A 26143-nucleotide genomic window follows, 5' to 3' on the forward strand; every position below is an offset into this window, starting at 1 on the left:
ATCGTTCATCATTGGTTCATTTTCGCTGCTATACACTGCAAAGCATGAAAGTACGATAGAAAAGAAGGTTAGCGATGAAAAATACACTTACCAGCATTTTTGCTTTAGTACTGGGTTTCTTTACTGTGACATTTGCGGCTGTCATGGGGCTATTCATCGGATTGGGTGCACTGATTGCCAGACCGTTTATCAGAAAGAAAATCAATGCTGCTTATGAAGAAGCGTTGAGACAACAGGGATATACCCAGCAAAGCTACACCCAGAGCTATGGTCAGACACAAAGTGGTTCGACTATTGACGGTGAATATGAGGACGTTACCCACTCAGCACCTCATGGTTCGAAGCAGTCAATGGCTTGAAATAAATAGGCTTGAAATAAATCAGATTCGAAAAACGCCAGTTTTTAAAGCTGGCGTTTTTTTATGGGTTCTATTCGGTGTTGTATCTAGATTTGTTAAGGACGCTGCTCTCAAGGACGATAGTGACTTCTCACACAAGCAAGAAAATCGGTGACATCTTCCTCGTTTGCATTGATTCGGTACTTTTTGTCGTTACCACGTAACTCGAAGTGCCCTTTATCTTCTTTAATTAAAGTTGCAAATATATCAAAGGCTTGTTTGTCGCTGGTGCCTCCAAGCATGACGAACCTGCCGACTGTGTGCTTGGTGCCATTGTTACGCCAGTTAGTGGTGAAAACTTCCACTGGGCTACCTGAGCGATAGTAGTGGATATTCTCGAAACCGACCGGGTGATCGATATCCGTTTTCAAATCAACATAACGATGGCGCATGGTGTTGTTGGTAATGACGGCTATCTGCAAGTCGGGGGTGAAGGTGTTTTGCTGGCTTTTGGTCAGATGGTACATATCAAGCCGGCACATACCTTCGTTATTGAGTGTCCCACTGGTAGGTTGGATCTTGGCGCTAGCATAGGTACTGACCAAATAAGAAGTAAGCAAAAAAGCGAAAGTGAGGTGCTTCATACAACTGCCCTTGAAAACATCTTTTCAAAGCATAGTGATTCATACTGTTTTGGCAGTGTCTTAAATTAGCTACAAACATATAATTCTTTTTATTTCTGGTTATGAATTATAAATCTTGGTCTTCACCATTCTTCGGTATTGGCTTGGGCTCATAGTAAACTGCTGTTGGAACCGGGTTGAAAAATGATGTGCATCTTTGTAGCCAACTTGCTCGGCAACATCTTGTACCGACATACCAAAATCTCGCAGCAGTTGCTGTGCGGCATCCATTCTTAAGCGCTGTAGATGCTGGTGGGGCGTTTCTCCTACTTGGTCTTTAAACTTCCGGTTAAATGTCCGAAGCGGCACGCCACAATGATCTGCAATACTTTGTGCAGTGATAGGGCTGGCAAGATTCCTCTTCATCCAGTCTTGCGCAAGGGCTATCGATTCGTCGAACTGTAGCTGTCCACCAATTTGATAAAACGGCTGCTGGGTTGATTTAGAGATTTCATGGCCGAAGTGAGTCTCTATGGTCTGCGCTGTTTTTTGACCGAAATACTCAGTGATTAGGTGCAGTATCATCTCCGATTGTGAGTTGATACTGGTTGTACAGTAAATACCGTCGGCAGCGGTGATTGAAGCTTGGCGGTTCAAGATGACTTTCGGGTAGCGGTTGGCAAATGTATCGAAGAAATACCAGTGGGTTGTCGCCACTTGGTTGTTAAGCAAACCTGTTTCGGCTAGCCAAGCGACGCCTGTACCGGTAGCCACTAGCTTCGCCCCTTTTTGGTATTGAGCCTTGAGCCAAGGAATAATTTCTGGTGTACGGTGGATAGACTGCTGCGGGTTTCCCCACATGGGGGGCAGGATCAATATATCGAAAGTGTGCTGGTCGTCGTCATAGGTAATGTCCGGCTGAAGTTTTAGCCCTGCAGTGACTTTGGTTGGAGCTAGTTTGGGAGCGATGAGATTGATTGTAAACGGCTGACTCCGTTGTTGTGCTCGAGGGCGAAGACTGGCCGCAGAACTGAGCATTTCGGCGGCTAAAGAAATCCCGGTTATTAGCGCTCTTTCATAGAGGAGAAAACCAATTTTCATGTTTATCAATAACCTATCAAAGTATACCAAAACATCAATTCGACCAATCATATTATCGATTGGCGTATTTGTCAGTTAATTTGGCATTAATGCCAGATGAATGAACAGTGTAAATTGGTAATCTATGTGCTCTTCAATTTTGGGAGCAGGTTCAGGATGTCAACATTACCGCTAATTGTAGGCTTCGGTGGTATCAATGCCGCTGGTCGTAGTTCGGGTTTTCATAGTTATAAGCGCATGGTGGCAGATGTGCTTACCGACCAGGAAATGGCCTCCACTTGGCAGGATCTAGCACACCGGATGGGGTTGTCTGGTGAGGCAGGTTTAGATCCCGAAATCATCGAGGCTATCAAGGCGGGTACGCTTGTAAGACGCATTGAATCGTTTGATCCTGATAGCTTGCGCTATCAATACAAAGCGGCGCTAAACGGTGGCCAGGAAACAATTTCTTTCACGTTAAGAAAGTTGAAAATGCCCACTCAGATCCCGGACAACTGGCAAGTGGAAGAGCAGGGTAGCAAAGTACAGATCACGGTGACGGGAGAGCTGAACGCGTTGCTGGAAGATCGCGTGAGTTTTCCAGTGACAAGTGGCGGTAATATTCCGACTGGGTTTGACCCGGCTAAGCTTTATAACTCTCGCTTCCATCCCCGTGGACTCACTTTGACCGTATACGGCGCATCTGATGCCCTTAACTCGCTAGGTATGGATTGGGATGAAGTGCTCAAGCATATCAAGCCGGATCAGGTTTCGGTCTACGCGGGCAGTGCATTGGCTCAGGTAGACGATAATTCATTGTCCGGCATGTTGGCTGCACCTTTGACTGGTGGCCGCGTGAGTTCGAAGATGATGGCGTTGTCTCTCGCTGAAATGCCTGCTGATTTCATCAATGGCTATGTGATCAACAGTATTGGTACAACAGGTACCAGTATGGGAGCATGTGCCACTTTCTTGTATAACCTGCGCCAAGGCATGTTAGATATTCAGCAGGGCAAGTCTCGCGTAGCCATTGTGGGTAATGCTGAAGCGCCAGTTGTTGCCGAAATCATGGAAGGCTTCCGAGTGATGGGGGCATTGGCTGAAGACGCTCAACTAAAGGCATTGGATAACAGTGATACCGTTGACAACCGTCGTGCTTGCCGACCGTTTTCATCGAATGCTGGCTTTACCATGGCAGAATCAGCTCAGTTTGTAGTGTTGATGGATGATGAGTTGGCGCTCGAACTTGGCGCAAACATTTATGGTTCGGTAGCGGATGTCTTCATCAATGCTGATGCCAATAAAAAATCCATCTCGGCACCGGGCGTGGGTAACTATGTCACTGTCGCCAAAGCTGCAGCATTAGCGAAAGCGATCCTTGGCCCTGAAGGTGTTAAGCAGACTTATGTCCAAGCGCATGGTACGGGAACACCGCAGAACCGAGTGACTGAAAGCCATATTTTGAATGAGGTCGCTAAAACATTCAGCATCGAGAATTGGCCAGTGGCGGCGATCAAGTCTTATGTCGGCCATTCAATGAGCTCAGCGCCTGGCGATCAGCTAATAGCATCCTTGGGTGTGTGGCAGTATGGTTGGATCCCGGGGATCAAGACGATCGACCATATCGCAGATGATGTGCATCAGTCGAATCTGAACATCTTGACTGATCACTATTTTGCTGGCGAGCATGGTGAGGATTACAAAGCGGTGATCCTTAATGCCAAAGGATTTGGTGGCAACAACGCTTCTAGCCTTGTGCTTTCGCCACAGCAAACGATGACAATGCTGTCGAAGAAATACAGCAACGAGAAAATTGCTGCTTACTCTAACAAGAATGAATCCGTATCTTCGCAGGCTGTTGCTAATGACAAGGCGGCCTGTGTAGGTGAAGAGACAATTCGATACCACTTTGGCAAAAGTGTCATGGACGAAACCTCTGTGGAGCTAACAACGGATTCTATTAAGCTTTCAGCATTTGCTGAGCCAATCCCACTGACAGCGGTTAACCCATACGCCGATTACAGTTAAACCAACCCGATATGGGGGAGTTAACGAATAAAAGCCGCAGTTCATACACTGCGGCTTTTTTATGGTAACGTGAGCCGTTAAAACTTTTATAACAACAAGAATTATTACAACGAATAGGAGTCTTAGGCGTTGGCTAACGTTATGCTAGTTGCAAACCTTAACTGTGATAGGGTTCTGCAGCTTAAAGAATCACTGCAAGCGGGTGGTAGGCATCATTATCAGGATTTGGGCCGTCGTTTAGGTGGTGGCGGCGCTAATACAGGCTTGGCACTTGTTTATGCCGGGCATAATGTATCACTGGTAAGCCAGGTCGGTCGTGATGAAACGGCAGATTGGCTGCTTGCCGAAGCCAGTCTGAAAGGTCTCAATTGTTCGTTGTTACAACGTAATGATATCGTGACTCCCGAGCTGATGCTGTTAATGACACCCGATGGCGAGCGTACGATTATCCGTCCCGAGCGTCCGGCTTTTGCGCTAGGTGCCGCCCCCGACTTTGCTAACTGGGATGCTGTATATTTCAACTCCAGTGCCGATGGTATTGAGGAGTGGGCAGCCAAAGCTTTGCAAACCCAAGCTATGCAAACCAGCGCTCTGCAAACAAGGACATCTTTGGTTGTTGCTCAGTTACCTAAAAGTCAAAGCGTTCGACCGTGTCAGGTGCTTATTACATCTCAATCGGATCTAATGGCGCATTTTTATTCTCAAGGTGGTGAAGCCCACGATGATAAACTTGAGCCTTTCCAATACGGCAAGTCCATTGCGGGAGACTCGCTTCAATATTTCATTGTGACTGATGGTGACAAAGGGGCGACTGCCTATACAGAGTCTGGTGAATATTATGTCGCGGCGGCTCATGCCGAAGTGGTTGATACGACTGGTGCTGGTGATGCTTATGCTGCCGGGGTTATCCATGGCTTGTTACAAGGTCTATCCATTACAGAGTCAATGGAGGTAGGTTCATCTTGGGCCGCGATAGCGGTTTCGACCAAGAGCTCGGTCCCTGGCGAGGCGTTTAAAGCTTATCTGGCGCAGAAGGGATAAAAAAGGGTTAGCCAATGGCTAACCTTTTTTTGATAGTAGGTTGCAAATAACTTATTTCTTCAGCTTGGTCACTTTAGACTTGTTCAGTACCGCACGGCGCAGGCGAGCACGGCGTTCTGCATCTGATTGATCCGCTGGGTTATTGGTACGGCCTTTGCGATCACGGAATGCCGCTTTATTATGGATTTTATCCAATAGAGCATCACGGCTTTTCGGCTCATAACCCGTAAGTTGAATACGTTTGATGCGTTGTTTGATCAGGTTTTCAACCTGCTGAAGTGTTAGCTCTTCTTCACGGCTAACAAAAGATACCGCATGACCTTGTAGCCCAGCACGGCCAGTTCGGCCAATACGGTGAACGTAGTCTTCAGCCAGGAAAGGCATGTCGAAGTTAACTACGTGCGGCAGGCCTTGGATATCCAAACCTCGTGCAGCGACTTCGGTTGCCACCATCACACGTGCTTTGCCTTCTTTGAACTCATCTAGCGCACGACGACGGGCACTTTGCGCCTTGTCACCATGGCAAAGCACTGCTTTGATGCCATCAAGCTTAAGTTCTTTCACCAGCTCGTTGGCTGTCTCTTTGTAATTAACGAAAACCAGCACTTGCTTCCAGTTTTTCTTACCGATCAACTCAGACAGCAACTCGCGTTTGCGATCTTGGTCAACAGGGTAAACAACGTGGGCGACCGTATCTGCCGTAGCATTTTCAGGGCTCACTGAAATACGCTTTGGCTTGCGGGTAATGTCGTTTGCCAGCTTGTTCATTTGAGAAGAGAAAGTGGCAGAAAACAGCATCGTCTGAGGGTGGTTACGGATGTCACTCATGATCATACGGATATCATTGATGAAGCCCATGTCCAACATACGGTCGGCTTCATCGAATACCAAGAACTCAAGGTTAGCAAGTGTCACATTGCTTAACTCCATGTGCTCTAGCAGGCGACCTGGAGTGGCAACTAAAATATCCAAGCCAGGCTCAAGTTTTTTCTCTTGAGAGCCCATCTTGGTTCCACCGTAGACAGCCGCCACCGAGATATCGGTATATTTGGTGTAGTCTTCGATGTTTTTGGCAATCTGAGCAACCAGTTCACGGGTTGGTGCCAAAATAAGGGCACGAACGTTGAAACGGTTACGGGGTTTTGGGTTGTCCAGGATCTGCTGGATGATCGGCAGTGAGAAAGCTGCTGTTTTACCGGTACCTGTTTGGGCATTGGCAAGAATATCGTTTCCGCGACGAGCGTGTGGGATCGCTTGTTGTTGGATTGGAGTTAATTTCTCATAGCCGCACTCGGTAAGTGCGCGAACAATATCCTGAGAAAAGTTTTGTGATGCAAATGACATTCTTCTTTCCTAAAGCAGACGGCTGAGCCTGACAAAAATATGGGCGAAGATTATAGATGAATATTAGTCACCTGTGGGGACTTATTTGGAAAAAATGACGTTAATTTCGGCAGTTGGTACTGAATAATCAAAGATACAGGGTAAAGAGAGAGGGCTGCGGAGGGATTTGCAGCCCTGATGCTAACTATGACCGACTTCAATGGCGGCTACTTTTGCTGACTCGCCAAGGTATTACTCAGCGCCTGTTGCCAGCTGTACAGGTAACTCGCTAGGTAGATAGCTGTTGTTAGTAAAGATCTTATCGAACTGATCTAAAGGGGAAACCTTCATGGCCGCAAAGCGACCCCACTTGCTCGCATCAGCAACCAGCCATTGCTTACGGCTGTTCCCGATTATTGCTTTGGAAATATCGGACTCGATGTTCTCGTGCTCCATGACATAGTGGCTTGCAGTCACCGACGCGCATCCACAAATCCCGATATCAGCCTCAAAACTATTGAAAAAATCTACGGCGCTACTGCCCATTATATCTTGATGCTCGCGGCGGAACTGGCCGCCGGCTAGATAGATTTCAATATTTTCATTGGCTTCAAGGATTTGGGCGACTTTAAGGTTATTAGTGATGACACGCAATGATTGCTTGGCAAGCAGATGCTGGGCCAAGTGCGCGAGGGTGGTGCCTATGCCAATCATAATCGTGGCACCGTCTGGTATAGCCGCTGCAGCCATTGCGGTTAAGTCACCTTTAGCTTTGGATTCGACTTCAGAGCGATAGCGGTAACTGGTATTAGTCATTGACGCAGGTAGGCTGACACCGCCATGGACTCGGCGGGCAAGCCCTTGTTCGCACAGGTAGTTAACATCACGCCGGATAGTTTGTGTTGTGACAGCAAATTTCTCGGCGAGCTGATCTATCTGTACTTCGGTTTCAGCCCGAATGGTTGTCAGGATTTGCTTTTGGCGGTGATTCAATTCCATTTTTGTACCAGTTTGTCTATTCAGCCAATATGTTGAAAATGATTAAAATTTATCTGGCGCGTCGGTAATGATGCTGTCGACACCCATGTCGAAGAAGTGTGGGGCTTTGTCGGCTTTGTTCAGCGTCCAGATTTTTAGTATGTAACCAGCATCTTTGATGCTCTTGGCAATGACTGGAGTCAGAATGTGGTGGTCAATGTGCACACTGTAAGGCTTGCTTGCTGCTAAGGATGTTAAGCTGTAATCATTCCACACTTCACAGATGAAGCCACGGCGCACTTCTGGCATTAGCTGCTGGCATAATGCCAATGCTTGTTTCTTGAAGCTAGAAAAAAGCAGCTTATCAAGCGGGTAACCCTTCTCTTTAATCAAAGCAACGACAGCCTTAACCAAAGCTTCGGTATGTTCATCGTGGTGGATTTTTAACTCTAGATTAAGTGTGAGATCAAGTGCCAAGCATACATCAAGTGCATCGCTGAGCGTCGGGATCTTCTCTCCTGAGAAATCCGGGCTAAACCAGCTTCCCGCATCGAGAGATTTTAAGTGCGCTAGAGTTAAGTCAGCGATTTTGCCTTTACCGTTTGTGCAGCGATTGACTGTTTCATCATGGAAGACGACAGGAATGCCATCGGCACTCAGCTGGGTATCGATTTCTACCCAGCTAACACCGGCTTCGGCTGCTTTTTGGATGCTGATTAGTGTGTTTTCGGGAGCAAGGGCTGCGGCACCGCGATGGCCAGTGATCATGATATACCTATGATTTTTGGTTGATGTTCATTTGAAAATTGGCATAACATTATTCGGCTAATGTTACCGTATTATGACACATGGGATTTGCACTATAATTTAACTATTGGTTTGTATTTCTAGTTTAAATGGCAGGACTTACGGCGTGATGAATTTTTTCATTTGAATGTTCAAACTCAACATTTCAATGTTCATATGAATGTAATATTTTCATTTCATACTCGCAGCCGTAAATCGTTTTCATCCGAATAATTATATTGAAGGCTAAAGGACATGAAAAAGCTACTAGGAACTGTTTTGACTGCTACTGCTCTGCTTGTTGGCTGTGGTGAAGCTGATAATCAAACCGCGGATACAGCGGCTCCGATTGATCTGAACATGAGCTTGGTGTTTACCCAAAATGAACTGTTGACGCAGGAATTGATTAAAGCAACGGATGCTATCCGCGAACGTACAGACGGTTCGGTGAATATTAAGGTTTTCCCTGGCGGCCAGCTACCTGTTTACAAAGATAACCTAGAGCAAGTGGTTAATGGTGCGAATTGGATTGCGGTAGAAGACTTGAGCTACCTCGGCGATTACGTACCTGATTTTGCCGCCTTGGCTGGACCAATGCTTTACAACACTTACGATGAATACCTAGCAATGATGAAAACTGACTATGTAGCCGGTTTGTCAGCGCAGGCAGAAGCAAAGGGTATCAAGGTACTGAATGCTGATTACATGTTTGGCTTCCGCCATATGATCAGTAACAAAGAGATTGTGAACTCGGAAGATATGAAAGGCATGCGTATCCGTGTTCCGCAGAGCCAGCTGTTCATTAGCACACTGCAGTCAATGGGTGCAGCGCCTGCGGCACTGCCTTTCCCTGAGACTTATGCGGGTGTGCAGCAAGGTGTCGTTGATGGTCTGGAAGGCTCTATCCTAACCATGTACTCAACGAAGATCTATGAAGTGGCGAAGAACATGTCTTTGAGTAAGCACTTCTTGGGTACTGTAGGCATTTATATCTCACCTTCTGTATGGGACAAGTTCACTCCTGAACAACAGCAAATCATCATGGAAGAGCTAGAAACAGGTGCTGAATCCAATACGGCAGAACTCATCAAGCTAGACCAAGAATACACCCAGAAACTAGAAGAGCTTGGTGTAACGTTTAATGAAGTTAACTCTGAAGAGTTCAACAAACTGACTGCTGAGGTTTACAACCAGTTCCCAACGTGGAGCGAAGGTGTGCACGCCACCATCATGAATGAACTGGCGACAATCCGAGCTAACCAAGAATAAGCAGTAGCGCCATACTAGGAATCGCCAGTGAAGTAGGGAGCACCGGCGCTTTCTTACCTGCATGGCGCTTTATTTACTGCTTAGGAGAACAATGTGTTTTTGATTCGTAACCTTGAAGAAATATTGGCGTCTATTGCTATCAGTATCACGGTGCTGATGGTGATTGTGAATGTCGTGCTGCGATATGGCTTTGGCTTTGTCGTGCCATGGAGCGAAGAGCTTTCTGTTGTTTGCTTTATTTGGGCGGTCTACCTAGGGATCAGCTCATGCTACAAGCACAAACTCCATATGGGCGTTGATGTGGTGGTGGCCCTGTTGCCGAAAAAAGCCAAACGTCCTTTCCATTTACTGGTAATGCTGTTTTTGCTTGCTCTGAACATCTTGATGGCAGTGCTGAGCTACCAGTACATGATGCTGTCTAATAAGGTCACTCCTGTAATGGGAATGTCTTACTTCACCATTAATGGTGTGTTGTTTGTTAGCTTTTTGCTGATGGCGCTTCATACCGTGAAATTCATTTTTGATGATATCAACACGCTAAAACGCGGTAATAAATAGGTCTTTTCGTGGAAAGCTATCTACCTATTGTAATTTTGTTTGTTCTATTTCTGCTGAACATCCCCATTGCCTTTTCGCTGATTGCCTCGGCGATGGTGTATTTCCTTTTCTTGAATAGCTCGATTCCCGTCACTTTGGTGATGCAGCGCTTTATCAGTTCAGCGGAATCTTTCCCTCTGTTGGCTATCCCGTTCTTTATCATGGTGGGCTCTGTGATGAACTATGCCGGGATAAGTCGAAGTTTGCTGGCGTTTGCTGATGCAATGATAGGACACCGAACCGGTGGCCTTGCTCAGGTCAACGTATTGCTCAGTACGATGATGGGCGGCATCTCAGGTTCTGCCAATGCTGATGCTGCGATGCAGTCAAAGATTTTGGCGCCTGAGATGACTAAACGAGGTTATGGTCTGCCTTTTACTGCGGCAGTGACCGCAGCTTCGTCGAGCATCAGCCCGGTTATTCCGCCAGGTATCAACCTGATTATCTTTGCACTACTGGCAAACGTATCTGTACACCAAATGTTTATTGCCGGCTATGTGCCAGCAATTTTAATGGCTATCTCGTTGATGGTAACCATTGCCTTTATCGCGAGAAAACGAAATTACAAGCCATCTCGCAGTGAAGCTGCTCCAGCGAAAGAGCGTTGGCAGTACTTTTTCAAAGCTATCCCTGCTTTGTTGATCCCTTTCGGTATCATTTTAGGTATGCGTTTTGGCCTGTTTACACCGACTGAAGCCGGTGCGATTGCCGTCTTGCTATGTACTATCATCGGTATTTTTGTCTACCGTCAGCTGCATTTACGCCATTTGACAATGATTTTTCGCGAGACGGTACAAGGTACCAGTAGTGTGATGTTTATTATCATTGGTGCAATGGTATTCGGCTATTACATGACGCTGGAGCAAATTCCACACAATGTTGCCTCTGCATTGATTGAGCTGACAGATAATAAATATATGTTGTTGCTGTTGATCAACATCTTGCTGCTTGTTGTGGGCATGTTCATTGAAGGCGGTGCGGCGATGATTATTCTGACGCCTCTATTGCTACCGGCAGTACTGAACTTGGGTGTGAACCCTGTGCACTTTGGCATCATCGTTATCGTCAACATTATGATCGGTGGGGTAACCCCGCCATTTGGCTCGATGATGTTTACTGTTTGCTCCATCCTAAAAGTAAAAATGGTGGATTTCGTCAAAGAAGTGCTGCCATTGCTGTTGGCACTGTTCAGTGTGTTGATGCTACTGACATTTTCAGAAAGTTTGGTGATGTTCTTGCCGAATATGCTGTAACTCGATTCCCTTGGTGGAGCAGTACCAAGGGAGTCACATAGAAAGGTTTGAGGTTTATATGAATTCGCAAGAGATGGTGCTTTCGCCAGATTGGAAAGAGATTGAATGGGTACTGACGGATGTTGATGATACGCTAACCTGGCAAGGTCAACTTCCACCAGAGACGTTAATTGCCCTGCAAAAACTGCGAGAAGCAGGCAAGAAAGTGGTTGCTGTCACTGGGGCATGTGCAGGCTGGGGGGATCATATTGCCCAGCTTTGGCCAGTCGATGCGGTACTGGCGGAAAATGGTGCCGTGATCATGGAGAAGAAAGACGGCTTTTTGACGCTTCGCTCCGATGTACCCATTGAAGATATTCGCAACACGCAGCAACGCCTGAAAGTAGAGATAGAGGCGATTCTTGTTGACTACCCAGAGCTGAATCTGACGTTGGACCAAGCTTACCGAATTTGCGAAGTCGCCATTGATATCGGCCAGAACCGCCCTAAGGTGGATAGTGAAACGGTGAATCAAATTGTAAGCCGTATTCATGCGCTGGGTGCCAGTGCAACAGCAAGCTCTATTCATATCAATGCATGGTATGGTGACCATTCGAAGAAAGACACTGCAACGGCTTTCTTAAAAGAAAAAGGCTTAACGGATAATCAGATCAAGCAGACTGCGTGCTACGTCGGTGATTCTATGAATGATCAATACATGTTTGAGTTGTTGCCAAAAAGTGTTGGTGTGGCAAATATCAAGCATTACTGGGATCAGCTGCAATTTAAGCCACAGATAGTAATGACCAAACCTGGCGGGTTCGGTTTCGCAGAGTTTGCAGATCAGTTGTTAGCGATAAAGTAACATCATGAAAAAACAGGTCGAGAGGCCTGTTTTTACTTTTGGTTGCTAACTAACTCATTGAGGTTACCCCCGATAGTGACGAAAGAAGTCCGCTTACACACCGGGCAGTACAGCTTGTATTGTTTTTTATGGGTAATGTGACGTTCTATGAAACTACGTCTTACCCGTAGTCGGTGCTGCTGTTCCCCACAATATCTGCACATATCCTTATGCTAACCCCTTGCGACTTTATGTTGACTTTACTTTCAGATAATTAAAGGTATTTATAAAATACAATGAGAGCAAAAATAAGCCACTCCATCAACATGTCGTGTGTCGTTTTTGCGACGCTTGTGGCGGTTTAATGGCGGTGGCGGCAGATATGTGACAATTGAATCGTGAAAGGGGGCAGTGATAGTGGGATATTTTTTGTGAGATCCTTCGACCAAAGTGTGACGCTTGTTATATACTTGTCGGTCAAGCAATTTATCCTGGCATCAAGCCACGGGGTATTGTGCAGTAAAATAAGGTAACTACATGAATTTAAATAAAGAGCTTCAGAATCTAAATAACCGTTTAGATAAACTTCGTCGTAAGTTGGCTGGGGCACAAGAGCGCGGTGATCAGGCAATTGCAGGTCAAGCGACACAAGAAATCGAGACCATTACCAAAAAAATTAATAAAGTTAAGCACCAGACAAAACGTCAACTTAACAAAAAAGGGTCTGATGTGACGTCGTTGGCTTTCAATCGTCCTCTGACTAAAGCTGAACAATCTGACATGGGCAAACTGAAAAAGTCAGTGAAAGGATTGGTTGTTGTACACCCTATGACGGCACTTGGTCGTGAAATGGGTATTACAGTTGTGACTGGTTTTGCTCCTAAAGAGTTCTAATTAGCCGGCTACGAGCCTGGCTATCCGCCAATGCTATATCTAGCAAAGGCGAAATTAACTAAGGAGCTAAATGCTCCTTAGTTTTGGTTTTCTCCAACCTAAATATACCAGCGAGTTTATTGTTTTGCGTGCTAGGCAGATACCATCGAGGTTGAAGCATTGAACATAGCCGCGTGATACTCATTGGTGTAATAGGGTTATTTTGACTTAAAGGAAAGTTGCATGAAGCTGTCTGTTTTGGATCAAGCACTGTTCGATCACCTTTACCGTGATATTCATGAATTTCGTAACACATTTGACTTGGATATCGATTCGCCTTCCAGTTTGAACGAACAGGCTGATGCACTACACACATCGCTGGCAGTAGAAGAACTGACCGAGCTTGCAGAAGCAGATTCTTTAGTTGAGCAGGCCGATGCAATTGTCGATTCTGTTTATGTGCTAATGGGCCGCTTGGTTCACCTTGGTGATAACAAGGTTGAGTCAAACATCGGTATCAGCTACCTGATTGACTTGTTGCTGCAAATTGCCAACCGCTTGGGCTTTGACTTTGTTTCATGCTGGGACGAAGTACATTCAAGCAACATGAGCAAAGTGTGCCGTAATGAAACAGAGTTCGAAGAGACTCAGGCTTTCTATGCCAAGCAAGGTGTAGAGATTGTCGGTAGCCAGAAAGGCGAATTCATCATCGCTAAGTGTGCCAAAGACGTTGATCTTGGTGGCAAACTAGTTCGCCAAGGTAAAGTACTAAAATCGGTCTACTACCGTCCAGCTGATCTCGTTAAGCTGGTGACAGCGTAACTTAAGTCGGCAATGATAAAGCTCGGTGAAGTGAGAACAACGTATTCTTACTGCCGAGCTTTTTTGTATGTAGACTTTTATAATCGAAAAAAAAGATATATAACACTATGCCTTCAAAATCAGAAACTCAGCCTTCTTCTGAAACGTCTCTCGGTCGCCAGTTATTCGACATGACTTGGCCAATGTTGTTTGGCGTACTTTCCCTCATGAGCTTTCAACTGGTTGATAGTGCTTTTATTGGTCAGCTAGGTGTGCTGCCTCTTGCTGCTCAAGGCTTTACGCTGCCGATGCAAATGGTGATTATCGGCCTGCAGGTGGGGCTAGGTATCGCAACAACATCTTTGATATCGCGAGTATTGGGCAGTGGTGATTTCCAACGTGCTAAACAGTTGGGTGGATTAGTGGTCATTACTGGCGCCCTTAGCGTATTGCTTATCTGCCTGTTTATCTGGTTCGCTCGCGGTGGCATCTTGCAATTGCTCAGTGCACCACAAGCTGTGTATCCAGTGATTGATAGTTACTGGCCTGCATGGCTGGCGAGCTCTTGGTGTGGTGCCATGTTGTACTTTGCTTATAGTTTATGCCGCGCCAATGGTAATACTATGCTACCGGGAATCATGATGGTGGTAACCAGCTTGCTTAACATGGCGCTTGACCCTTTGTTTATCTTTACCTTCGACATGGGGTTAGTCGGCGCTGCTTGGGCGACTGTCGTGGCTTTCGGCATTGGTATGATTGCTGTGTACCCAAAGGTCATTCAGCGCCATTGGCTAAGCTTTGAATGGCAGGGCTTGGATGTTTTTGCCTCGATGAAAGAGCTAGTCAATATCATGGCGCCAGCAATGCTTAGCCAGCTATTGCCACCTGTCTCGTCGATGTTGGCAACTAAACTGGTGGCGGGTTTTGGCGCAGCGACTGTTGCTGCCTGGGCATTGGGCTCAAGGCTGGAATTTTTCTCTATCGTAATTATCCTGGCACTTACCATGTCAATGCCGCCTATGGTGGGCCGATGGTTAGGGAAAGGGGAAATAGGTAAGATTAAGTCTCTGGTATCACTGGCAGTGAAGTTCGTTCTGGTATGGCAGCTGGCAATAGCGGTTCTTCTTTTTATTGCGCTTTCGCCACTAACGGGTTTACTCACCAGTGAAGAGGCTGTTGGTGAGATTCTTGCCATTCATTTAACTTGGGTACCGTTGAGTCTTGGACCGCTGGGTATTTGCATGCTGATGGTTTCTATCTGTAATGCGTTAACCATGCCAATGCGTGCTTTGGTGATATCCGCTCTTCGTCTGTTTGTTTGTTTCTTGCCACTGCTTTGGCTTGGTGCAGAATACGGTGGCATTCAGGGGCTATTTATTGGCGCTATGGTGGGCAATGTGATGGCGGGTGTTGTCGCTTGGAGCGCCTATCAGCGAGGCATGCGCGCAGTAGAAACTAAGTTTGCTAACAGCACGACGTAATAGCGAAATATACCCAAGTACTTTGGGTCTGAATTATAACGAAAACAAAAAGTTGGAATGGAACGTATGAAAACTTTTACTCTTAATGCGCAAACAATGCATTATCAGGATATTGGTGAAGGCCCTGTGCTTGTCTTCGGGCATAGTTATTTGTGGGATAGCAGTATGTGGGCGCCGCAGGTTGAAGTGCTAAGCCAGTCATACCGTTGTATCGTCCCGGATTTTTGGGGCCATGGGGACTCTTCAGTAGCACCAGAGTCAACCCGAACACTGAGTGATTATGCCAATGATGTGTTGGCTCTTCTTGATAGTTTGGGGATTGAGACATTTTCCCTTGTTGGTTTGTCTTCCGGGGGGATGTGGGCTACCGAACTTGTGATTAATGCACCTGCTCGCGTTAAGAGCTTGGTATTGATGGATACTTTTGTTGGTCTTGAACCAGAAGTCGTCCATACCAAATATTTTGCCAAGATGGCCGAAATGGAAGAACACTCAGCACTGACTTCTGACATCGTTCAGTTCTTCGATGAGCGACAGTTTGCAGCGTTGGACAATAACCATCCAATCCGCAATGGATTCCGTGAAAAACTGTTGTCAGTAACAAAAGATAAAGCCCATACCTTGGCAAAAGTAGGCCGAATGGTCTTCGGACGTCGTGATATGTTCGAAGATGCTGAGATGTTTGCGCTGCCTACCTTGATCATGGTTGGTGCACAAGATGCGATGCGCCCGGTATTGGAGTCTCAGTTGATGCATGATGGTATCACTGGCAGTGAATTTGTGCTGATCCCAAATGCTGGCCATATCAGTAACCTAGAACAACCTGATTTTGTCACTGAAAAGTTGGGTGCGTTTTTATCTAAGCATGCCGGTTAACATGATTTGACTCGAACAGGTAACTTAAACGGGTAGAGACTAAAGAGCCAGTCACAAATGACTGGCTCTTTTTGTAATAGATGTTTATGCAAACCAGGCAGGGGAGCTTAGTTTATTTCTCACAGTAAAGCGGCTGGCTAGCAGCCCTTTCTGACAACGCTTGCTGCATTTCACTGATCAGTTCAGATTGATTAGGTAATGGCAGTGCTGCCACATCGCAAATCAAACTGCCGTGCTCGTCATCTTGGAAGATCATGCCACATGCCGCTGGCTTGCCTTTGAAGAAGCCAACAAATAACTGCGCAGGCGAATTTTCTTCAAACATAATTTGTGTAAGGTATTCAATCAAGGCTTCTTTGTCAGATTCGCTTTGCCAGCGGTTAGCAAGAACAAGCGAGTATCGAATAGTGAGAGGATGGCAGTCTACTGGGTAGATGGTCAGTGATAGTGAGCTTTCTGAATCAGGAGATTGGTAGGGACCAAAATCTAATGATTCTTGAGCAGCATGGTATAAGGCAAGACCTTTTTCACTGAGTGGGGTTGGGAACTCCGCATCGGTGATATGGCTTGCCATCCACCGGTTTTTTCGTTCGATGAGCTGTTTCATCTGGACTACTGACCGTTCTTTTTGCTTTGATTGACAACACCATACCGCAAAAGAAACCTTCTGGGTATGGCTCGCGATTTATTTGCCTAATTAATGACTGATTATAACCTCATCGTTGGCAACTCGATGCCTTTCGCTATAGATACCATCATCAGCGCGTTTACCACAGCTTACTATCATGGTGATTTCCGCATCTTTATGTAGCCCTAGAAGCGTTTTTGCACGCTTGGAGTCAAACCCTTCCATCGGGCAGGTGTCATAGCCTTCGGCGCGCATAGCTGTCATAAATGTCATGGCAGCTAGTGAGCTGCTTTTATGAAGGCACACGCGTACATCCGCTTTGCTGACTTCACGCACCATTGGTTTGTTGAAGCCCAGGACATAACAGAGGATCTTTCTGCCGAAGCCAAAGATCCCGAACCGATCATTGTTATAAACGAAAGGGATCAATTTCTCATAATACTTAAGTGCACGTTTTGCTGTGGCGTCTTCGCGCCCTTCAAATGCTCCCCGTATTGTTTCGGCATTCATTTCAGCCCGACCTTTCCACTTATGTGGTGTCACAACAAAAGCCACTAATTCATTGGCAGTTTTAGCGGCGTTTTGTCCCATGCAATAATGTGCAAGTTGTTGCCTTTTGTCATCGCTAGCGACACGGTGAAACTCCCATAACTGCATGTTCGAGCTATTTGGAGAAAGGATAGCAAGCTCAAGTGAACGGGTGACAGCTTGATGGTCGAAGGGAGCGGATTGATCGTATTTACGCACTGAGCGTCGAGAGTGAATGATTTCAGATAATACAGTTGTTGATTCAGACATATTGATCGATAAAGTAAAAAGCCTGAACTCACTATACCTGCTTTACGAACAGTCCCAAAGTTGATGGCACCATTTACTTAGTGTTTATCAAAGAAGTCTTTGTTCCGGATGTACTTGTTCATGTAATGGTAGGTAATGGGCCTAAGCAACCAACTCACAATAGAGCGGTATAACCTCACCATGGTAGGCGTATCTTCATAAATTTTACCATTGTGAAGCCAGAGTGCTTTCCCTACATGCCAAAACATAAAAGGAATAGGGGGCAGAAAGGTCACAACATCCAAATCACAGCATATACGGTAGGTACGTTTAGCGAGTGGGTAATGCTGTTTGAAATTCCAGAAACCGGTAGCGGGTTGACCGAAAGTCACAATCCTTCTAATCGCGGCGGGTTGATGCTGGTATAGCCGGTGTGCGACTAATATTGCCATAGCGCCTCCTGAAGAATGACCGGTAAAGCTTATTCTTTTCCCTTGCTGTATAAGGGGAAGCAACACGGATTCTATCTGCTCATACAATGAAAGCGATGTTTGCTTAAGGTTTTTCTCGCTAGCCTGCATGAACTCGGCGTTCATCGTGTCACTTAAATGCGGGTTAGGCTTGATAGTACTAGCCTGGCTACGTTGCTCCAGTAATGAATAGTATCCCCAGTGAACATGGCATTCTCGATCCCCTGAACGAATTTTTTTGGGAAAAAAAGCCAAATTGATCAACCAATCCCAAACACTTTGCGACCCTTTGAATACTACAACCACTTCCTTTCTTTCTCCCCATAGAATACGAATGATGGTTCGGCCCCAACGGTCTGTGACTTCATGGCGACCATTTTTATCGAAACCATACAAGGTGTGGTTAAAGGTTGTGGGGTAGGCGAGGTTACAAAGAATGGCATAGCGCTCATATTGGTATCGTTTTAACGGTTTCATTCAACGCTGGCCTCACCGGATAGATGACTAAAACATATAGCCTAATTATGTGACATTTCTACTAAGGCTCTGGTTTGATGGTGATCACTGTGCGCAATCAAAATTGTCATGCAAGCCTTGTAAGATGAATAGTGCATTGCAGGTAGATCAAATTTTATGAAATACCTTGCTTAATGTTTGTCCAATTTGGCGTTAATTTGTTATAAGAATAGATGGCTGGTTTTACATACTTTTTTAACTATTCAAAACGATACATGGCAGGAACACATGATGGATTATGATGTTAACTCTCACCCTTTTATGAAGTTTAGCGAAGCGGCACAGCCGGAAGCACTCGTTAAACAATTTCAGCATATGATGCTAGCTGGTAAAGCTATTGAAACCATGACGGTTGAAAGCACAAAACGGATGTTGGAGCAGAGCTATCAACAAAGCCTCAAAATCATTGAGGAGATGGATAAGCAATTTGCCTATAGAAGTGATCAACAACAATCTTTGTGCTTTCCGTTTGATCTAATGGATCAAATGACGAGGAATATGGCCGATCAGTGGAGTGTACTAGCAGGGTTGCCCACTAGTGCGAGCGAGGAATTTGCGCAAGAGCTAGAACAGGCTAAGGAAAAGGAGGCTGAACTACTGGCTGAGTTATCTGCTCAGCAAGTTAAGGTAGAAGAAATGGCTTCTTCCTTGACTCAAAGCGAGGAGGCCGTGACTAAAGCGACAAGAGCCAAGCAAACGGCACAACGTAACGCACGTAAAGTTAAAGCAGATCTAGAAACCGCGACTGAAACCAGCAAGCAGCTTGAAGAGCAAGTGCGTCTGCTTGAAGTGGATAACATAGAAGCGAAACAAGCTAATCAATCATTGAGCCAGCAAAACGCAGAATTGAAGCAACAGCTTGCGACGTTAGAGCGTCAATTGGAATCTGTCAGCCAAAGCTCATAATCATTGCACAAACAGAACCGCCACAAAGCGCCTCAGGGCGCTTTTTCTTTTCCTTTCAAATTAGATAAATACCATTTCCGTGAGCTTGCCACGTGTTTATTGTTGCCTTTGTGTTAATACTAATGATGTTTATACGTCACTAAGATGACAATAGTGGGCAGGTATGCCGCCAAAAGTAGTGGGAGTTAATATGAGTAATCGACAGCGGGAAGTGACATTAAGGTTTTTAGCTGAGCCTGGAGATGTCAATTTTGGTGGCAAAGTGCATGGTGGCGCCGTAATGAAGTGGATCGATTTGGCTGCTTATGCCTGTTCGGCGGGGTGGAGTGGCAAATACTGTATTACGGCTTACGCTGGTGGCATTCGTTTCGTAAAACCTATTCATGTAGGAAACCTAGTCGAAGTAACAGCTAAGGTAATCTACACCGGGCGTTCTTCTATGCATATCGCGATAGACGTACAGGCTAGCGATCCGAAAGAACTGAAGAACCAACTGACAACGCATTGTATTGTGATTATGGTTGCCGTCGATGAACAGGGTCAGCCTACAGATGTGCCCGAATGGGTACCACAAACCGACGAAGATAAAGTGCTTAGAGAGTCGGCTATTAAATTGATGAACATGCGCAAGGAAATCGGAGAGGAGATGGAAGCGCATGTGAAGTATATAAAGTGATCTATTAGGAAGTGTAAAAGACTATAGAACTTGGGATAGATCAACGATTTGATAGTAAGTTAAGACAAAGCAGTAATGATAGTTATAATCATTATTGTTTGTTTTTGTCTAATGGAAGTTTTCAATGAATCCTGTTGTTTTGTTTGGCGCTAGCCGTGGTCTTGGTTTTGAAGTTGCGCGTTATTTTCGTGACCAGGGCGTAGATGTATATGCAATGGTACGTAAACCAGAAAGCGCTGAAGCACTGGAAGCTATGGGTGTAAATGTCGTTTTGGGTGATGCGCTTGAACAAGCGAGCATTAATCAGTTGTTGGATTCTGTCCCTAGTGATGCTGTCGCAGTATCTACGATGGGAAGTTTTCAGGCTGACGTTCCCGTCGATTACATTGGTCACCGTTTGGTGATTAATGAACTAGAGCAACGAAATATTCGTCGTTTCGTGATGGTCACTTCGCTGGGTTGTGGTGATTCATGGGCGTTTTTATCTGATAAAGCCAAAGCCGTGTTTGGTAAAGCAGTACGTGAGAAGAGCCTTGCCGAATCATGGTTGGCCACAAGCCAACTAGATTTCACTATCCTTCGCCCTGGAGGCTTGCAAGACGGCGAAGTGACTGAACAGGGTCAACTTTCGCAAGATGGGGAAGTACACGGCTTGATAACTCGCGCTGAAGTTGCTCGTCTGATTTATCAGGTATTATCTGAAGACAATGCGGTAGGGCAAATCTATGCCTGTGTTGATCCTGTCTACACAGCGAACTTCAAGTGCTGAGTACCTCTAAAAAATCCGGTTCAAATATTGCAAAGCCATCATTATTGATGGCTTTTTTTTGTTGCTAATTGTTTAACCAATTGACGCAAATGATAATGAAGGCTATTCTGGCTTACAGTTGTACGCTCAATGGATAGGATCAAAAGGATGACCTCTACCAAACCGCCGATTTTATGGCTAAATGTTGCGATTTTTGCTGTTACTTTTCTTGTTGCTGTTATAGCAACCCCGCTTTACGCTTATTTTGTAGGCTTTGATGGGGCACAGTGGCTCATGCTGCTGTTTGCGTTTTCGTTCTGTGGTATGTCAATTACCGCGGGCTACCACCGTCTCTGGTCACATAAAACCTATGAAGCCAACGCTGTTGTAAGGTTTATTTTTGCAATTGGCGGCGCATTTGCGTTGCAAAACAGTATTCTCCACTGGTCTTCAGATCACCGTGTTCATCACCGTTATGTCGATAACAATGATAAAGACCCATACTCTGCGAAAATGGGGTTTTTCTATTGTCACATAGGATGGATGCTGCGGGAGTACCAAGCCAGTCGATACAGTGATTACACCAACTGTCGAGACTTACAGAAAGACAAAATCGTAATGTGGCAACACAAGTATTATGTACCTTTGGCGCTAGCCACTAATTTCGGTATACCTCTTGCTTTTGGTTTGATTCATGGAGATGTATGGGGAGCCCTATTGTTAGTCGGCGTCGTACGTTTAGTATTGAGCCACCATACCACTTTCTTCATCAATTCCCTGGCCCATATCTGGGGATCTCAGCCTTACACCGAGAAAAATACTGCCCGTGACAATGGCTTCCTAGCTTTTCTGACATTCGGTGAGGGCTATCATAACTATCACCACATTTTCGAAAATGACTACCGTAACGGTATCCGCTGGTGGCAGTTTGACCCAACAAAATGGCTGATCAAATCACTATCGTGGTTGGGAGCGACGAAGAACCTGCGTGTAAGCCCAGAAGACCGTATTGAAAAAGCGAAAGCTAAAATGCTTCACAAGCGAGTTCAAGAGAAATTGATGGGGAATACACAAAGTCAAACCACCCAATTGAAACTTGCACGGTTAGATGAAGAATATGAGCTACTGTTGCAGAAAATTGCGGATTACTATGCCGTTAAGAAGCGTCTAATCGACCTCAAGAAGAAGAAGTTGCTCAAGCATTACGAGAGTTTCGAGTTCTTGCAACAATATAAAGAAATGAAATCCATGCTCGAGGAGCAGCGGAAGTCATGGCATCGCCTTACTGCGCAATATGCTTAAAAACAGTGACATAGTTAACATAAGCGGGGAATATCCCCGCTTTTTTTGACTTATTGATTGGTCACAAGTTAAGCTCTTAAAAAATCATTGACGTTTTGTTGACGTAGCGATGCAAGGTCACCAGTAGAATTGTCAAAGAATGTCTCATTTTTGCAAATGTAGTGATTCATAAAATTAAGCAGAATGAGATTTGCCATAATTAGGGGATCTATAGATGGAGGTACTGGTGTGAGACGCTTGTTGTTAATGCTACTCGCTGGTGTAATGTCGTGCTCTGTTCAAGCCGTTGAATATATAAAGCCTGATGCCGACAGTAAGTTAGTTGGCGTTATGGAGTACTATCAAGTTGTTAAAGGCGACAGTCTTCTTGATATTGCCAATAAATACAACATCGGTTTGTTGCAGTTGATGGCTGCCAATCCGGGTGTTGACCCGTTCCTACCGACTCCAGGCTCGCTGTTGACGGTACCGATGCAGCTTGTACTGCCCAATGCAAAACGACAGGGCATAGTAATCAACCTTGCTGAGCTTCGTTTGTACTACTTCCCGAAAGATAGTGAAAGAATGTACGTATTCCCAATTGGTATTGGTCGGGTAGGGCGTGAAACCCCTAAGATGACAACCAGTATCAGTCAGATGATTGAGAATCCAACCTGGACACCGACGGCCAACATTCGTAAGGAATACCGTGAGAAGCACAACATTGAGCTTCCGGGTGTTGTACCAGCAGGCCCAGAAAACCCATTGGGTGAGTATGCAATGAGGCTGTCTTATGGCAGCGGCCAATATTTGATCCACGGTACTAATAAAGACTTTGGTATTGGCATGCGTGTCAGCTCTGGTTGTATTCGAATGAACCCATGGGACGTTGAGTGGTTATTTAGCCAGGTTAACCGAGGAACCCGAGTACAAATCATCAACCAGCCTTTGAAGCACACAGTAGAGCCTGATGGCAGTGTGTATGTAGAGGTTCATGAGCCACTATCCAGAAGTGAAAACCAAAAAGGTGAATTTAAGACTGTTAAAGCCCCAGACAGCCTAATTGCAGAGGTGGCTGGTAGTGACGAGGGTTACCAGAACCTTGAAGTTGCTTTGCTTAAGCAATCTGGTGTGCCGCTAAGACTAAACTAAGCAGTAACCTCGAGCAGAGATCAACAAAGCCACCGGAAGGTGGCTTTTTGTTTATTGGGGGACTAATGCCGTTATATTACAGATCTTGGCCCAGTACAGGCATAGCTAGAGAGGAAATCATCTCAGGTGATGTGTTGAGTGTTTCGGCGATTTGAGGAAGCTTACGACCAGAACGAGAAAGCTTGAGTGCTTCACGCATTAGCACACAAGATTCAATCTCTTTAACAGAGAAGCTCGTGTAGGCGGTGATCGCTTCTAAAGCTTTACTATCTGTTACCTTGTCACCTTTTAGTAGTGAATTAAGGCACAATTGATGGTGTCCACTGAGTGACGGGCAGGTCGCTTTGCTATTTACTTTTAGCTTCGTTGCTTGATCAGCCAAAACGCGCAGCAGGTTTCCGCTCTCGCCCTCAAGTGATATCTCATTATCCATCTTTAACCACTTATTGAGCTCTCTTGAGACTGCAGAAATAAGCGGTGTCACTCTGAAGAACCCAGCTTCACGGCAGATTGGTTGTGTCAGGCGAGGAGAAAACTCAACTTTGCTATAGCTTGAACCAGGCATGATAGTAACAGCATGCAGACAGTCGAAAGGGATAAATAAACCATTACCCGTAGTCACAGTGTATTCCGCCTTACCCAAGCGAACAAAAGCACATCCTGAAGATATGATGAGCATGTAAGCAGTATGGCTTTTTTTCCTAGAACCGACGTCTAAAAAAGTTTGTTGATGAAGTGAATAATCGATAGCCTGTTTCATAGTAAATCTCTAGCAAATTAGCTGACACATGTTGTTCGCTTTTATTGTAAGCGTCAACTGATCGGATGATAATAACAGATAAATGATGTTTTTTTGGCTAGAAATGCTAGCAGTTAGGCAGACTTTGCAGGGCAGAAAGGCTAAAGTGTTTGAAATTGAGCCAATTTTACCTGGTAAGACCTCCAACCATTATGTTGTTTGGGGTATGTCATTGGGTAAATCACATAAATTTGCGTAAAATGTCGCAGTTTTTCTAACTTATGAAGCATTACAGTGCAGTCTAATAACGATATCTACAAAGAAATTCGCCCGTATAATGACGACGAAGTCAGCGGGGCTATTGAGCGTCTAGTTAACGACAAAGAATTCATTAATGCCATTCTAAACTACCGATTTCCTCAGCTTTCTGGTGTGTTTGGCTGGTTGCTTACACCTTTGATCAAGCGTTTTTTAATAAGCAAATGGTCGAATATCAAGACCGTTGATGATGTACAGCGCCAAATTGCCAAATATATGCATGCAACGATTGATCATTCTTGTGACGGCGTCACTTTTACTGGCCTTGATAAGCTTGATTCTAACAAGTCCTATCTGTTCGTTTCTAACCATAGAGATATAGCTATGGACCCGGCGATGGTGAACTGGTGCTTGTTCAATAATGGGTTCAATACCGTTCGTATCGCTATCGGTGATAACTTGCTTAAAAAGCCGTGTGCGACTGAGCTAATGCGGTTGAACAAGAGCTTTATTGTAAAGCGTTCGGCAAAAGGGCCTCGCGAAATGATGAAAGCATTAGGCCTGCTTTCGAATTATATTGCCCACTCTTTAGAAACGGGTAATTCCATATGGATTGCCCAAAAAGAGGGACGTGCGAAAGACGGTAATGACAAGACTGATCCTGCAATCCTCAAGATGTTCTACATGGACGGGCGTAAGCAAAAGGTAGAGTTTTCACAATACATGGCAGAGCTAAATATCGTGCCTGTGGCAATTTCTTATGAGAATGACCCGTGTGATATCGCTAAGGCTAAAGAGCTTTACCAAAAGCAAACAGAAGGCAGCTATGAAAAAGGCGAGCTTGAAGATATAGAAAGTATTATTCAAGGTATCGTAGGCCAGAAACGTCGAATCCACGTTAGCTTCGGTGATGTTATTGGTACAGGCTTTGATACTCCTGAATCTTTAGCGGAAGAAATTGATCGTCAAATCACAACCAACTACCACCTATTCCCTGCAAATTATATTGCTGCTGGGCTGGATGACAGTTCGGTTAATGATAATGAAATCGCAAGGTTCCAAGAAAAGTTTGCCGACCTGCCAGAAGGGGTTGTTGCTATTCTAAAGCAGATGTACGCGATACCCGCGCAAAAAAAACAGCACTAATAAAAAAGCAGCCTGAAGGGCTGCTTTTTTATAACTAGAATTTTGCATCATTAGTGGGACTAAGTGTTCTTACTATTGATTTCGGAGATAACACTTCAACCCGCCGGTTACGCTGCTTATCGACAGCTCGGGAGCCTGAGCTTAATGGTTCTGTGCTTCCTGCAGAGACAATTTGAATACGCTCTTCTTCAACACCGAATACCGATGAGATGTAAATAGCCACCGTAAATGCACGTTCATATGATAACCCTACATTGTCATCTTCACCCGGGAAGTCATCACCATGACCCACGACAATGACGTAGCTATCCGGATGCTGGCGTAATCTTACGGCGATAGGATCTAGCAGGAGTAGCCCATCTGGCGTTAATTCATAACTTTCAGCATCAAAATAAACCGTGGTTCGCAGTTCTGGTAACTCAGTCAATAGAATCTGCGCATTGGGTACGACATTAGTATTACTACCCGTTGATTGTGGAGCAGTTGATGGTGTTGAGTCGGTGACGCTGTCACTTCCGTTGCCACACCCTAGAGCTAACAATGTAAATAAAAGCAGTACTGTGCGGCAGATATAATGGCAGAGATTAGATACGAGAGTTTTCAAACCAACTAAACCTAATAATGAAGTCATATATGTTAGGTTTAGCTGATTTGGACCGAATCACAACTGCGAAAA

27 protein-coding genes are annotated in these 26143 nt (G+C 45.2%); 17 read left to right on the top strand and 10 right to left on the bottom strand.

Going from position 1 to position 26143, the window contains the following annotated elements:
- Positions 1 to 74 precede the first annotated feature (74 nt).
- Positions 75 to 359, top strand: coding sequence for a hypothetical protein (locus tag ACXAGQ_RS17535; RefSeq protein WP_475255543.1), 285 nt, complete (start codon positions 75 to 77; stop codon positions 357 to 359).
- A 110-nt stretch (positions 360 to 469) separates the two neighbouring features.
- Here the strand turns inward: ACXAGQ_RS17535 and ACXAGQ_RS17540 are convergent, their stop codons facing one another.
- Complete coding sequence (locus tag ACXAGQ_RS17540) at positions 470 to 982, bottom strand: hypothetical protein (RefSeq protein ID WP_475255544.1); 513 nt, start codon at positions 980 to 982, stop codon at positions 470 to 472.
- A gap of 99 nt (positions 983 to 1081) precedes the next feature.
- Positions 1082 to 2062, bottom strand: coding sequence for a GlxA family transcriptional regulator (locus ACXAGQ_RS17545; RefSeq protein WP_475255546.1), 981 nt, complete (start codon positions 2060 to 2062; stop codon positions 1082 to 1084).
- A 156-nt stretch (positions 2063 to 2218) separates the two neighbouring features.
- On the opposite strand from ACXAGQ_RS17545, the gene ACXAGQ_RS17550 reads away from it, so the two are divergent.
- The gene (locus tag ACXAGQ_RS17550) at positions 2219 to 4069 is read left to right on the top strand and encodes a beta-ketoacyl synthase (protein ID WP_475255548.1); all 1851 of its coding nucleotides are present in this window, start codon (positions 2219 to 2221) and stop codon (positions 4067 to 4069) included.
- A gap of 141 nt (positions 4070 to 4210) precedes the next feature.
- Positions 4211 to 5110, top strand: coding sequence for a PfkB family carbohydrate kinase (locus ACXAGQ_RS17555; protein ID WP_475255550.1), 900 nt, complete (start codon positions 4211 to 4213; stop codon positions 5108 to 5110).
- A 51-nt stretch (positions 5111 to 5161) separates the two neighbouring features.
- Here ACXAGQ_RS17555 and ACXAGQ_RS17560 read toward each other — a convergent pair whose 3' ends face one another.
- From ACXAGQ_RS17560 to ACXAGQ_RS17570, 3 genes are all read right to left on the bottom strand, one after another.
- A complete protein-coding gene (locus ACXAGQ_RS17560) occupies positions 5162 to 6454 on the bottom strand; it encodes a DEAD/DEAH box helicase (RefSeq protein WP_475255551.1) in 1293 nt (430 codons plus the stop codon).
- A gap of 231 nt (positions 6455 to 6685) precedes the next feature.
- Positions 6686 to 7432 (bottom strand): DeoR/GlpR family DNA-binding transcription regulator, encoded by a 747-nt coding sequence (locus tag ACXAGQ_RS17565; protein ID WP_475255552.1) that lies wholly within the window; start codon positions 7430 to 7432, stop codon positions 6686 to 6688.
- A gap of 42 nt (positions 7433 to 7474) precedes the next feature.
- Complete coding sequence (locus tag ACXAGQ_RS17570; RefSeq protein WP_475255553.1) at positions 7475 to 8179, bottom strand: glycerophosphoryl diester phosphodiesterase; 705 nt, start codon at positions 8177 to 8179, stop codon at positions 7475 to 7477.
- A gap of 273 nt (positions 8180 to 8452) precedes the next feature.
- Between ACXAGQ_RS17570 and ACXAGQ_RS17575 the strand changes: the two genes are divergently transcribed.
- From ACXAGQ_RS17575 to ACXAGQ_RS17610, 8 genes are all read left to right on the top strand, one after another.
- Positions 8453 to 9466 (top strand): C4-dicarboxylate TRAP transporter substrate-binding protein, encoded by a 1014-nt coding sequence (locus tag ACXAGQ_RS17575; protein ID WP_475255555.1) that lies wholly within the window; start codon positions 8453 to 8455, stop codon positions 9464 to 9466.
- Between the two features lie 93 nt (positions 9467 to 9559).
- Complete coding sequence (locus tag ACXAGQ_RS17580; protein WP_475255556.1) at positions 9560 to 10024, top strand: TRAP transporter small permease; 465 nt, start codon at positions 9560 to 9562, stop codon at positions 10022 to 10024.
- Positions 10025 to 10032: 8 nt separating this feature from the next.
- A complete protein-coding gene (locus ACXAGQ_RS17585) occupies positions 10033 to 11316 on the top strand; it encodes a TRAP transporter large permease (RefSeq protein ID WP_475255558.1) in 1284 nt (427 codons plus the stop codon).
- Positions 11317 to 11374: 58 nt separating this feature from the next.
- Entirely contained in the window at positions 11375 to 12160 is a 786-nt protein-coding gene (locus ACXAGQ_RS17590) for an HAD-IIB family hydrolase (RefSeq protein ID WP_475255559.1), read from the top strand.
- A 516-nt stretch (positions 12161 to 12676) separates the two neighbouring features.
- Positions 12677 to 13033: a YibL family ribosome-associated protein gene (locus ACXAGQ_RS17595; protein ID WP_475255560.1), complete on the top strand. Its 357-nt coding sequence runs from the start codon at positions 12677 to 12679 to the stop codon at positions 13031 to 13033.
- A gap of 222 nt (positions 13034 to 13255) precedes the next feature.
- Positions 13256 to 13834 carry a nucleoside triphosphate pyrophosphohydrolase family protein gene (locus tag ACXAGQ_RS17600; protein ID WP_475255562.1) on the top strand — a complete coding sequence of 193 codons (579 nt, stop codon included), beginning with the start codon at positions 13256 to 13258 and terminating at the stop codon, positions 13832 to 13834.
- Between the two features lie 107 nt (positions 13835 to 13941).
- Positions 13942 to 15294, top strand: coding sequence for an MATE family efflux transporter (locus tag ACXAGQ_RS17605; protein WP_475255563.1), 1353 nt, complete (start codon positions 13942 to 13944; stop codon positions 15292 to 15294).
- Between the two features lie 66 nt (positions 15295 to 15360).
- Positions 15361 to 16170: an alpha/beta fold hydrolase gene (locus ACXAGQ_RS17610; RefSeq protein ID WP_475255564.1), complete on the top strand. Its 810-nt coding sequence runs from the start codon at positions 15361 to 15363 to the stop codon at positions 16168 to 16170.
- Positions 16171 to 16282: 112 nt separating this feature from the next.
- Here ACXAGQ_RS17610 and ACXAGQ_RS17615 read toward each other — a convergent pair whose 3' ends face one another.
- From ACXAGQ_RS17615 to ACXAGQ_RS17625, 3 genes are all read right to left on the bottom strand, one after another.
- Positions 16283 to 16777 carry a hypothetical protein gene (locus ACXAGQ_RS17615; protein ID WP_475255565.1) on the bottom strand — a complete coding sequence of 165 codons (495 nt, stop codon included), beginning with the start codon at positions 16775 to 16777 and terminating at the stop codon, positions 16283 to 16285.
- Positions 16778 to 16867: 90 nt separating this feature from the next.
- Positions 16868 to 17596: a nitroreductase family protein gene (locus ACXAGQ_RS17620; protein ID WP_475255566.1), complete on the bottom strand. Its 729-nt coding sequence runs from the start codon at positions 17594 to 17596 to the stop codon at positions 16868 to 16870.
- A 77-nt stretch (positions 17597 to 17673) separates the two neighbouring features.
- A complete protein-coding gene (locus ACXAGQ_RS17625) occupies positions 17674 to 18522 on the bottom strand; it encodes a lipase family protein (protein WP_475255567.1) in 849 nt (282 codons plus the stop codon).
- Between the two features lie 270 nt (positions 18523 to 18792).
- Between ACXAGQ_RS17625 and ACXAGQ_RS17630 the strand changes: the two genes are divergently transcribed.
- The 5 genes from ACXAGQ_RS17630 to ACXAGQ_RS17650 all read left to right on the top strand — a co-directional run bounded on the left by ACXAGQ_RS17630 (position 18793) and on the right by ACXAGQ_RS17650 (position 23324).
- Entirely contained in the window at positions 18793 to 19467 is a 675-nt protein-coding gene (locus ACXAGQ_RS17630) for a hypothetical protein (RefSeq protein ID WP_475255568.1), read from the top strand.
- A 190-nt stretch (positions 19468 to 19657) separates the two neighbouring features.
- On the top strand, positions 19658 to 20143 hold the full coding sequence (locus ACXAGQ_RS17635) for an acyl-CoA thioesterase (protein ID WP_475243056.1): 486 nt from the start codon (positions 19658 to 19660) through the stop codon (positions 20141 to 20143).
- Between the two features lie 124 nt (positions 20144 to 20267).
- The gene (locus ACXAGQ_RS17640; protein WP_475255569.1) at positions 20268 to 20912 is read left to right on the top strand and encodes an SDR family oxidoreductase; all 645 of its coding nucleotides are present in this window, start codon (positions 20268 to 20270) and stop codon (positions 20910 to 20912) included.
- Positions 20913 to 21059: 147 nt separating this feature from the next.
- Complete coding sequence (locus ACXAGQ_RS17645) at positions 21060 to 22193, top strand: acyl-CoA desaturase (RefSeq protein WP_475255571.1); 1134 nt, start codon at positions 21060 to 21062, stop codon at positions 22191 to 22193.
- 228 nt (positions 22194 to 22421) lie between these two features.
- Positions 22422 to 23324 (top strand): L,D-transpeptidase family protein, encoded by a 903-nt coding sequence (locus ACXAGQ_RS17650; protein WP_475255572.1) that lies wholly within the window; start codon positions 22422 to 22424, stop codon positions 23322 to 23324.
- Between the two features lie 76 nt (positions 23325 to 23400).
- Here ACXAGQ_RS17650 and ACXAGQ_RS17655 read toward each other — a convergent pair whose 3' ends face one another.
- Positions 23401 to 24084: a hypothetical protein gene (locus ACXAGQ_RS17655; protein WP_475255573.1), complete on the bottom strand. Its 684-nt coding sequence runs from the start codon at positions 24082 to 24084 to the stop codon at positions 23401 to 23403.
- A gap of 273 nt (positions 24085 to 24357) precedes the next feature.
- Between ACXAGQ_RS17655 and ACXAGQ_RS17660 the strand changes: the two genes are divergently transcribed.
- Complete coding sequence (locus ACXAGQ_RS17660; protein ID WP_475255574.1) at positions 24358 to 25467, top strand: 1-acyl-sn-glycerol-3-phosphate acyltransferase; 1110 nt, start codon at positions 24358 to 24360, stop codon at positions 25465 to 25467.
- A gap of 34 nt (positions 25468 to 25501) precedes the next feature.
- Here the strand turns inward: ACXAGQ_RS17660 and ACXAGQ_RS17665 are convergent, their stop codons facing one another.
- The gene (locus ACXAGQ_RS17665; RefSeq protein ID WP_475255576.1) at positions 25502 to 25894 is read right to left on the bottom strand and encodes an OmpA family protein; all 393 of its coding nucleotides are present in this window, start codon (positions 25892 to 25894) and stop codon (positions 25502 to 25504) included.
- Between the last annotated feature and the right edge of the window lie 249 nt (positions 25895 to 26143).

It is taken from the genome of Photobacterium sp. ABD4_091, assembly GCF_056160145.1.